Source organism: Psychrobacillus sp. NPDC058041 (assembly GCF_042885655.1).
In the GTDB taxonomy this organism is placed as follows: Bacteria; Bacillota; Bacilli; order Bacillales_A; family Planococcaceae; genus Psychrobacillus.
This window is the reverse complement of sequence record NZ_JBHVRO010000009.1, coordinates 158,079-168,071: the sequence shown is the minus strand read 5'-3', so window position 1 is coordinate 168,071 and position 9,993 is coordinate 158,079. Positions and strand designations below refer to the sequence as shown.

Here is a 9,993-nt window from a genome sequence, read left to right as displayed (position 1 = left end):
CACACCCGTTCCCATACCGAACACGGAAGTTAAGCTCTTCATCGCCGATGGTAGTTGGGGGTTTCCCCCTGTGAGAGTAGGACGTCGCTAGGCACCATAAAAAGTCGTTATCGAGTAATCGGTAGCGGCTTTTTTTTATGTGAAAAATAAACTTAACAGATTTAATCCAAGTACCTACAAAAGTATTCTGTTGTGAAGTTGGACTACTTGATTGGTTAATTGACCTATCTCACATAGAGCTAACTACTTATTGTGAGATTTGGTCTCGGCTTTAAGTGAATTGGTCTCGGCACCAGTTAAATTAGTCTCGAGTTTGGTAGAACTAGTCTCGGATAGAGTACAATTGGTCTCGAAGAGCCGTTTTATGACTGATTATGGATAATAATTCAAGAACAATTTCCCCATATGGCTCTACTTCTCTACTTATTCCTATAACAACTTAATTTCTTTTCAAAACATCATACAAGATTACTTATTTGAACTTTTAATTAAAATATTCTAAATAAGATTATTTCAAATGGTTGATAATATTCTCCACTATGCGATAATAAATGACAAACAAATTGCTAAAAGGGGTGGATTTTCTTGGATTCTTCAGCAATTATGATGATTTTAATCATTTTTTCTATTAATATTGTGTATGTTACTTTCTTTACATTACGTATGATACTTACATTAAAGGGATTTCGATACGTAGCAGCAATGATAAGTGTAGTGGAAGTTATTATTTACATAGTGGGTCTTGGTCTTGTATTGGATAACCTAAATGAGATTCAAAATTTAATTGCGTATGCTTTGGGATATGGAACTGGGGTTATAATTGGTATGAAGATTGAAGAGAAAATGGCGCTTGGTTATATTATGGTCAATGTTATTACAACAAATGTTGATACCAATTTACCTACAGTATTAAGAAATGAAGGTTATGGTGTGACAGATTGGATTGCTCATGGGCTAGATGGGGATAGAGCTGCGCTGCAAATACTAACACCAAGGAAATATGAATTAAAATTATATACAAAGTTAAAGGAAATTGATCCAAAAGTGTTTATCATTGCTTATGAACCTAAGTCAATTCATGGTGGTTTTTGGGTAAAGAGTGTTAAGAAAGGAAAATTATTTTCATGAAAAAAGAGACAGTTTGGTTTGAGGTTGAAGAAAATGAAACGATTGCAGAATGTATGAAAAGAATGGATAGTCAAGGTTTTCAAGTAGTAGGTCGAAAAGAAGAGCCGCTTTTTGCGGAAGTGAATGGACAACCCGTGCCAATTAAACAAATCATCATGTTAAAAGGTATAAAAGAGAATAATAAATAAGAATTCGTCAAAAAACCGAACATTGTTGTTCAATTAAAAATAATCGTTCGTTTTTACCCATTGACGTGAATCATTACTCTTGTTAAAATATAAATAGAAACGAACGATAATATCCCCATATATGCTAAAGAATTGGCTTTAGCGTCTCTACCAAGTCACCGTAAATGACAGGACTATGCGGGAAAGCAACTTATGGAATCTGCTAGGAGGATGTGATTACGTTTGATAGTAGTCACAAAAATTCTCCCCAATTTTGTTCCTTGAGTAAACTGCTTTTCATGCGAAGAGAGTAGTTTATTTGAGGAACTTTTTTATTTTCGAAAGAAATCAGTAACTTTTTATAGAAATTTATTGTGCAATCAAATTAATATTTTAACGAAAAACGAATTTAATAGAAGGGACGAGTATAATGAACGCAAAAATTGGTGTAATTATGGGTAGTTCTAGCGATTGGGAAACGATGAAGCATAGTTGTGAAATTCTTGATGATCTTAAAATACCATATGAAAAACAAGTAGTTTCTGCACATCGTACGCCGGACTTAATGTTCGAATATGCGGATCAAGCGAGGGCTCGTGGAATTCAAGTAATAATTGCTGGAGCTGGAGGTGCTGCACACTTGCCAGGTATGGTTGCGGCAAAAACCACTCTACCGGTAATTGGCGTTCCCGTTCAGTCTAAAGCACTTAATGGACTAGATTCTTTGTTATCTATCGTACAAATGCCAGGAGGAGTACCTGTTGCAACAGTTGCGATAGGGAAAGCTGGAGCAACTAACGCAGGATTACTTGCAGCACAAATTCTATCTATAACGGATGAAAGTATCGTAGAGCAACTAGAAAAAAGACGAGAAGATACGAAAAACAAGGTATTAGAAAGTAATGGTGAGCTCGAATGACTAAAGTAATTTATCCTGGGCAAACAATCGGTATTATTGGTGGGGGACAACTTGGACGAATGATGGCGATAGCTGCAAAAGAAGCCGGGTTCAAAATAGCGGTACTAGAACCTACGATGGATTCTCCTTGTGGCCAGGTTGCGGATATTCGCATTGTGGCACCATATAATGACGAAGCTGCATTGGAAGAACTTGCAGAGGTAAGTGACGTCATTACATATGAATTTGAAAATATTGATTATTCCGGTTTGAAAAGATTATCTGAAATTGCATATGTTCCCCAAGGTGCAGAATTAGTAAAAATTACGCAAGATCGTATACTTGAAAAAAAAGAAATCCAAGCTTCTGGTGTACCAATTGCAAAATTTGTCGAAGCAAGTACTTTTGAAGAACTTGAACAACGTATAGATGAAGTTGGTTTTCCTTGTGTCGTTAAAACAGCAAGAGGTGGTTATGACGGAAAAGGACAACAAATTGTTCATTCAAAGAGTGAACTTCATTATGCAAAATCACTTTTTGCACATTCTGCATGTATTGCAGAAGCATTTGTTACATTTACGAAAGAAATATCCGTTATTGTTCAACGAAATGGTGATGGGCAAACCTATTGCTTACCAATTGCGGAAAATATTCATGTTAATCATATTTTGCATGAAACAATCGTCCCTGCACGTATTGAAGCATCTCTAGAAACTAAAGCAATTGATGCTGCCCAAACAATTGCAAATCACTTAAATCTTGTTGGTACGCTTGCGGTAGAAATATTCGTTTTAGGGGATAATGAAATATTAATAAATGAATTAGCACCTAGACCACATAATTCTGGTCACTATTCGATTGAAGCTTGTAATATTTCACAGTTCCAACAGCATATTAGAGCAGTTTGTGGTTGGCCGCTTAGAGAACCAAAGCTTTGGACAGACTCTGTTATGGTGAATATATTGGGACAGCATGTCGTTCCATTGATCAACTCAATTAGTAAATATCCTAATTGGTCTGTACATTTGTACGGTAAGAGTGAAGCAAAAACAAACCGTAAAATGGGGCATGTTACAATTCTTTCGGAAAACATGGAACAGACGTTAACAGAAATAGAACAAACAAAAATTTGGTCATAATCAGGAGGAACTTACATGATTGAACGTTATACACGCCCTGAAATGGGAGCAATTTGGACAGAAGAAAACAAATACAAAGCATGGTTAGAAGTAGAGATATTAGCATGTGAGGCATGGGCTGAAATTGGCGATATCCCAAAAGAAGATGTTGTAACACTTCGTAAAAATGCATCATTCAATGTAGACCGTATTTTAGAAATTGAACAAGAAACGAGACATGATGTAGTAGCGTTTACTCGGGCGGTTTCTGAGACTTTAGGAGAAGAACGTAAATGGGTTCACTACGGTTTAACATCAACTGACGTAGTAGATACAGCTCTTTCTTATTTAATTAAACAAGCTAATGTTATTTTACGTAAGGATATCCTTAACTTTATAGAAATTCTTGAGAATAAAGCAAAAGAACATAAATACACAGTAATGATGGGGCGCACACATGGAGTGCATGCAGAGCCAACAACTTTTGGACTTAAACTTGCTCTTTGGACAGAGGAGATGAGACGTAACTTAGAACGTTTTGAGGCTGCCGCTAAAGTGATTGAAACTGGAAAAATGTCAGGAGCAGTAGGAACGTATGCAAACATCGATCCATTTGTAGAGCAATATGTTTGTGAAAAATTAGGTTTAGCAGCATCTCCAATTTCCACTCAAACATTGCAACGTGATCGTCACGCACAGTATTTAAGCGTATTAGCACTTGTCGCAACTTCTATTGAAAAATTTGCAACAGAAGTTCGTGGCTTGCAAAAATCAGAAACTCGCGAAGTTGAAGAGTTTTTCTCAAAAGGTCAAAAAGGATCTTCTGCGATGCCGCATAAACGTAATCCAATCGGTTCTGAAAATATGGTTGGTATGGCGAGATTAATCCGTGGCTATATGATGACTGCTTATGAAAACGTTGCATTATGGCATGAAAGAGATATCTCTCATTCTTCAGCAGAACGTGTTATTTTACCTGATGCAACCATTGCACTTAACTATATGTTGAACCGTTTCAGCAATATTGTGAAAAACTTAACTGTATTCCCTGAAAATATGAAGCGTAATATGGATTCCACTTTAGGATTAATTTATTCTCAACGAGTGCTTCTTGCACTTATTGATAAAGGATTAGCACGTGAAACAGCGTATGATACTGTGCAACCACTAGCGATGCAAGCATGGGAATCTCAAACTGCCTTCCGTACATTTGTTGATGCGGATGAAAAAATTACTTCTTTATTAACAAAAGAAGAGTTAGATGACTGCTTTGATTACAACTATCATATCCAACATGTAGATTTAATTTTTAATCGTTTAGGACTTAATTAATTCATTAAAACTTTTCAACTAGCAATCAGTAGGGGAAATATTCTCCTACTGATAAAGCTTCACTTCATCGGAGGGATTTACAGTGGAAAAAGGTCGTCTATTATACGAAGGAAAAGCAAAACAATTATTCGAAACAGATGATGAAAACATCCTGTTTGTTTCTTATAAAAATAGTGCTACTGCTTTTAACGGTGAGAAAAAAGAAGAAATAGAAGGCAAAGGGATTTTAAATAATAAAATCACAACAATTCTATTTAAAGAGTTGGAAAAACGAGGAATTGAATCTCACTTTGTAAAGCAAATTTCAGAGAATGAACAACTTGTAAGAAAAGTAGAGATCATTCCATTAGAAGTAGTTGTTCGAAATGTAGCAGCAGGAAGTTTAGCAAAGAGATTAGGTATGGATGAAGGAATTCCTTTAAAACATACGATAGTAGAATTCTATTACAAGGACGATGCACTAGGTGATCCTTTGTTGACAGATGCACATATTGAACTGCTTGCACTTGCAACACCTGAAGAAGTAGAGACGATCGAAACAAAAGCACTGGAAATTAATCAAGTACTTCAACCAATCTTTAAAGAGATTGGCGTTACTTTAATAGATTTTAAACTGGAATTCGGTAAAACTGCAGAAGGTGAAATTTTACTTGCAGATGAGATATCTCCCGATACTTGTAGACTTTGGGATGACAAAACGAACAATAAACTAGATAAAGATGTATTTAGACGTAATTTAGGAAGCTTAACAGAAGTTTATGAAATAATACTTTCCCGCCTAGGAGGATTATCAAAATGAAAAAAGTTAAAGTGTATGTAACATTACGTGAAAGTGTTTTAGATCCACAGGGTTCTGCAGTAATGGGTGCTCTTCATTCTATGAATTACAGTGAAGTGAAAGATGTACGTATTGGGAAGTATTTAGAGCTTCAAATCGATGAGAGTGATCGTGATTTAGACGCTATCGTGAGAGAAATGTGTGAAAAGCTTTTGACAAATACAGTAATCGAAGACTATCGATACGATGTTGAGGAGGCTGTAAGCAAATGAAGTTCGCAGTAATCGTTTTTCCAGGATCGAACTGTGATTTAGACATGTATCACGCGATTAAAGACGAACTTGGGGAAGAAGTAGAATACGTTTGGCATGATGAGCAGGATTTAAGCGGATTCGACGGAATTTTATTACCTGGTGGCTTTTCATATGGTGACTACTTACGCTGTGGCGCAATCTCTCGCTTCTCTAATGTTATGTCAGAAGTTGTGAAAGCAGCGGAAGCTGGCAAACCTGTACTTGGTATCTGTAATGGATTCCAAGTTTTAACGGAGGCAGGTCTTCTTCCAGGAGCGTTACTTCGTAATAAAAATCTTAAATTCATGTGTCGCACAGTGGATTTAAAAGTGGTAAATAATGAAACGCAATTTACTTCTGCTTATAAAAAAGATGAAGTAATACAAATTCCAATCGCTCATGGTGAAGGAAATTATTACTGCGATGAAGAGACGCTTGCAAAATTAAAAGAAAATAATCAAATCGTTTTCACATATGCTTCAGAAAATCCGAATGGTAGTTTAGAAGATATTGCAGGAATTGTGAATGAAAAAAGAAATGTCCTTGGTATGATGCCTCATCCAGAACGAGCTGCAAACGAAATTATGGGTGGTTCTGATGGTCTAGCTTTATTCAAATCAATTGTTAAACAGTGGAGGGAAACTCATGTCAGTCATGCTTGAACCAAATCCAACGCAAATTAAAGAACAAAAACTATATGCTCAAATGGGGATGTCAGACGAAGAATTTGAAATGGTTGAGAAGATTTTAGGTCGTCTACCAAACTACACAGAGACGGGTTTATTCTCTGTAATGTGGTCTGAACATTGCTCCTATAAAAATTCAAAACCAGTTCTTCGTAAGTTCCCAACAAAAGGTCCACAAGTATTACAAGGACCAGGTGAAGGTGCTGGTATTGTTGATATTGGCGATGGTCAAGCAGTAGTTTTCAAAATGGAATCGCATAATCATCCATCTGCAATTGAGCCTTATCAAGGTGCAGCTACTGGTGTTGGAGGGATAATCCGTGATGTATTCTCTATGGGTGCTCGTCCAATAGCAATGTTAAATTCTCTACGTTTTGGTGAATTGAAAACTCCAAGAGTAAAATATTTGTTTGAAGAAGTTGTAGCTGGTATTGCAGGTTACGGTAACTGTATCGGTATTCCTACTGTTGGGGGAGAAATTCAGTTTGATGACTGTTATGAAGGAAACCCTCTTGTTAACGCAATGTGCGTTGGTTTGATCAATCATGAAGATATACAAAAAGGGATTGCTGCTGGTGAAGGCAACACTGTGATGTATGCTGGGGCAAAAACAGGTCGCGACGGTATACATGGTGCAACATTTGCTTCCGAAGAATTAACTGAAGCTTCAGAAGAAAAGCGTCCAGCTGTACAAGTTGGAGACCCATTCATGGAGAAACTTTTGTTAGAAGCTTGTTTAGAAGTAATCAAATCAGATGCTTTAATCGGTATACAAGACATGGGTGCTGCAGGTTTAACCTCATCATCTGCTGAAATGGCTTCAAAAGCTGGTTACGGAGTAGAAATGAACTTAGATTTTGTACCTCAACGTGAAACTGGCATGACTGCATATGAAATGATGCTTTCGGAATCACAAGAACGTATGTTAATCGTTGTGAAAAAAGGTCGCGAAGATGAAATTGTGAAGATTTTTGATAAATACGGATTAGACTGTGTAGCAGTTGGTAAAGTTACTAGCGATAAAATGCTTCGTTTGATTCATAACGGTGAAATAGTTGCGGAAGTTCCTGCAGATGCACTTGCAGAAGAAGCACCAGTATATAACAAGCCATCCTCTGTACCTGCTTATTATAATGAATTCCAAGCAATGGAAAACTTAGAGCCAGTAGTTTCAAATTATAAAGAAACTTTATTAAACCTACTTCAACAACCAACAATCGCTTCAAAAGAATGGGTTTATGATCAATATGACTATCAAGTTCGTACTAGTACAGTAGTTACACCTGGTTCAGATGCTGCAGTAGTACGTGTCCGTGGTACGAATAAAGGATTAGCAATGACGACAGATTGTAACTCCAGATATATCTACTTAGATCCAGTTGTAGGCGGAAAAATTGCAGTGGCTGAAGCAGCACGTAATGTTGTATGCTCTGGTGCAAAACCACTTGCGATAACTGACTGCTTGAACTTCGGAAATCCAGAAAATCCTGAAATCTTCTGGCAGTTGGAAAAGTCGGCTGATGGTATTTCTGAAGCTTGTATTGCATTAGAATCACCAGTAATCGGTGGGAATGTTTCGTTGTATAACGAACGTAGTGGAACAGCAGTTTACCCGACACCAACTATCGGGTTGGTTGGTCTTGTTGAAGACTTATCACATGTAACAACACAATCAGTGAAACAAGCTGGAGATATAGTTTATTTGATCGGTGAAACTAAAACGGAATTTGGTGGATCAGAGCTTCAGAAATTAGTGGAAAAGCGCATTTTTGGCAAAGCACCATCCATTGATCTAGAAGTAGAAGCGACTCGTCAAGCCGCACTTCTTTCAGCCATCAAAGCGGGTGTTGTAGCGTCTGCACATGATATTGCAGAAGGCGGACTTGCAGTAGCCTTGGCGGAGAAAGCTTTTGGTGCAAACGGTCTTGGAGTAGAAGTGACAATAACTGGTTCTGCGACAACAGCATTATTCAGTGAATCACAATCACGTTTCTTAGTAACAGTAAAGCCTGAAAATGCTGATGAGTTTGAAAGTATTGTACAAGACGCTGTTCAAATTGGTACTGTAACAGATGCTAATAAAGTAATTATCTCTAACGAAGACGGAACTGAATGGATTAACGGTTCTGTTGACGAATTCCGTTCCGCTTGGAAAGGAGCAATCCCATGCTTGCTGAACTCAGAGGCTTAAACGAGGAATGTGGTGTATTTGGAATTTGGGGTCATCCAGATCCTGCACCAATTAGCTATTATGGTTTACATGCACTTCAACATAGAGGGCAAGAAGGCGCTGGAATTGTTGTAACAGACGGAGAATTTTTACGAGCTGTTAAAGGAGAAGGACTAGTTAATGATGTTTTTAGTAATGGGAAGCTTGAAAAGCTGACTGGAAAAGCTGCAATCGCACATGTTCGATATGCTACTGCAGGTGGTTCTGGTATTGAAAATGTTCAACCACTACTATTTAATTCGACTACTGGAAGTCTTGCAATTGCACATAACGGTAATATAGTAAATGCCAATAGATTGAAACGTAGTTTAGAACAGCAAGGCAGTATTTTTCAAACAACTTCAGATACGGAAGTTTTGGCACATTTATTGAAAAAGAGTCATCATACGTCTTTAGAGGAACGTGCGAAACAGGCGCTGAAATTATTAGATGGTGCATTCGCATTTATCATTTTAACGGAAGACGAAATGATGGTAGCGCAAGATCCGCACGGCATGCGCCCACTTTCTATAGGAAAACTGGGGGATGCATGGGTTGTAGCATCCGAAACAAGTGCGTTCGATTTAATCGGAGCGGAAGTTATTCGGTCGGTAGAACCAGGGGAGCTACTTATTATTAATGATCATGGTTTGAGATCGGAGCGTTTTTCAGAACCAGCAGAACGGGCAATTTGCACAATGGAATATGTGTATTTCTCCCGTCCAGATTCTGATATTGACGGTATTAATATTCATAGCGCGAGAAAACGACTTGGAATACAACTTGCACAAGAGATTCAATTGGAGGCAGACGTTGTAACGGGAGTACCAGATTCTAGTATTTCCGCTGCAATCGGTTTTTCGGAAGCAACAGGTATTCCCTATGAATTAGGTCTTATTAAGAATCGCTATGTTGGGCGTACGTTTATACAACCTTCGCAAGATTTACGTGAACGTGGTGTGAAAATGAAGCTATCACCTGTTCGGCAAGTTGTAAATGGAAAACGAGTTGTGATGGTCGATGATTCAATCGTACGAGGAACAACTTCTAAGCGTATTGTGAAAATGTTAAAAGAGGCAGGAGCAAAAGAAGTACATGTAGTCATAAGCTCACCTCCACTTAAAAACCCGTGTTTTTATGGAATTGATATTAGTACAGATGAGGAATTGATCGCATCTAACAATAGTGTGGAAGAAATGCGTGAATTGATAGGAGCAGACTCCCTTTCATTTTTATCGGTTGAAGGTATGGTACAAGCAATCGGTCGAACGGATGAAGGCAAAAATTGTGGGCACTGTTTAGCTTGTTTTACAGGTGAATATCCAACACCTATTTCCCCGAATACAAAGTTACCACATGAAAAAGAGCTTGTTCGATAGGAGGA

10 protein-coding genes, 1 rRNA gene and 1 riboswitch are annotated in these 9,993 nt (G+C 37.7%); all 11 genes read left to right on the top strand.

Annotated elements, in window-relative coordinates:
- A 5S ribosomal RNA gene (rrf, locus tag ACFVR1_RS14950) occupies window positions 1–93 on the top strand; the annotation flags it as partial.
- Window positions 94–603: 510 nt separating this feature from the next.
- Entirely contained in the window at window positions 604–1,128 is a 525-nt protein-coding gene (locus tag ACFVR1_RS14945) for a DUF2179 domain-containing protein (protein WP_387585139.1), read from the top strand.
- On the top strand, window positions 1,125–1,316 hold the full coding sequence (locus tag ACFVR1_RS14940; RefSeq protein WP_387585133.1) for an NETI motif-containing protein: 192 nt from the start codon (window positions 1,125–1,127) through the stop codon (window positions 1,314–1,316). Before ACFVR1_RS14945 ends, ACFVR1_RS14940 begins: the two co-directional genes overlap by 4 nt.
- A 95-nt stretch (window positions 1,317–1,411) precedes the next feature.
- A riboswitch (purine riboswitch) is annotated at window positions 1,412–1,512 on the top strand.
- A gap of 213 nt (window positions 1,513–1,725) precedes the next feature.
- Complete coding sequence (purE, locus tag ACFVR1_RS14935; RefSeq protein ID WP_387585132.1) at window positions 1,726–2,214, top strand: 5-(carboxyamino)imidazole ribonucleotide mutase; 489 nt, start codon at window positions 1,726–1,728, stop codon at window positions 2,212–2,214.
- On the top strand, window positions 2,211–3,332 hold the full coding sequence (purK, locus tag ACFVR1_RS14930; RefSeq protein WP_387585131.1) for a 5-(carboxyamino)imidazole ribonucleotide synthase: 1,122 nt from the start codon (window positions 2,211–2,213) through the stop codon (window positions 3,330–3,332). Before purE ends, purK begins: the two co-directional genes overlap by 4 nt.
- A 15-nt stretch (window positions 3,333–3,347) precedes the next feature.
- Window positions 3,348–4,643, top strand: a complete 1,296-nt coding sequence (gene purB, locus ACFVR1_RS14925) for an adenylosuccinate lyase (protein WP_387585129.1) — start codon at window positions 3,348–3,350, stop codon at window positions 4,641–4,643.
- 82 nt (window positions 4,644–4,725) lie between these two features.
- Window positions 4,726–5,442 (top strand): phosphoribosylaminoimidazolesuccinocarboxamide synthase, encoded by a 717-nt coding sequence (gene purC, locus ACFVR1_RS14920; protein WP_387585128.1) that lies wholly within the window; start codon window positions 4,726–4,728, stop codon window positions 5,440–5,442.
- Window positions 5,439–5,693, top strand: a complete 255-nt coding sequence (gene purS, locus ACFVR1_RS14915; RefSeq protein ID WP_387585127.1) for a phosphoribosylformylglycinamidine synthase subunit PurS — start codon at window positions 5,439–5,441, stop codon at window positions 5,691–5,693. The genes purC and purS overlap by 4 nt, the downstream gene beginning before the upstream one ends.
- Window positions 5,690–6,376 (top strand): phosphoribosylformylglycinamidine synthase subunit PurQ, encoded by a 687-nt coding sequence (gene purQ / locus ACFVR1_RS14910; RefSeq protein ID WP_387585126.1) that lies wholly within the window; start codon window positions 5,690–5,692, stop codon window positions 6,374–6,376. The genes purS and purQ overlap by 4 nt, the downstream gene beginning before the upstream one ends.
- Entirely contained in the window at window positions 6,360–8,591 is a 2,232-nt protein-coding gene (purL, locus tag ACFVR1_RS14905; protein WP_387585125.1) for a phosphoribosylformylglycinamidine synthase subunit PurL, read from the top strand. The genes purQ and purL overlap by 17 nt, the downstream gene beginning before the upstream one ends.
- Window positions 8,567–9,988 (top strand): amidophosphoribosyltransferase, encoded by a 1,422-nt coding sequence (gene purF / locus ACFVR1_RS14900; protein ID WP_387585124.1) that lies wholly within the window; start codon window positions 8,567–8,569, stop codon window positions 9,986–9,988. The genes purL and purF overlap by 25 nt, the downstream gene beginning before the upstream one ends.
- Window positions 9,989–9,993 lie beyond the last annotated feature (5 nt).

Bases quoted from the DNA above. Each gene is read 5' to 3' on its own strand.
- purK (WP_387585131.1), top strand. From the start codon at position 2,211: ATGACTAAAGTAATTTATCCTGGGCAAACAATCGGTATTATTGGTGGG.
- ACFVR1_RS14945 (WP_387585139.1), top strand. From the start codon at position 604: ATGATGATTTTAATCATTTTTTCTATTAATATTGTGTATGTTACTTTC.
- ACFVR1_RS14940 (WP_387585133.1), top strand. From the start codon at position 1,125: ATGAAAAAAGAGACAGTTTGGTTTGAGGTTGAAGAAAATGAAACGATT.
- purS (WP_387585127.1), top strand. From the start codon at position 5,439: ATGAAAAAAGTTAAAGTGTATGTAACATTACGTGAAAGTGTTTTAGAT.
- purL (WP_387585125.1), top strand. From the start codon at position 6,360: ATGTCAGTCATGCTTGAACCAAATCCAACGCAAATTAAAGAACAAAAA.
- purE (WP_387585132.1), top strand. From the start codon at position 1,726: ATGAACGCAAAAATTGGTGTAATTATGGGTAGTTCTAGCGATTGGGAA.
- purB (WP_387585129.1), top strand. From the start codon at position 3,348: ATGATTGAACGTTATACACGCCCTGAAATGGGAGCAATTTGGACAGAA.
- purF (WP_387585124.1), top strand. From the start codon at position 8,567: ATGCTTGCTGAACTCAGAGGCTTAAACGAGGAATGTGGTGTATTTGGA.
- purQ (WP_387585126.1), top strand. From the start codon at position 5,690: ATGAAGTTCGCAGTAATCGTTTTTCCAGGATCGAACTGTGATTTAGAC.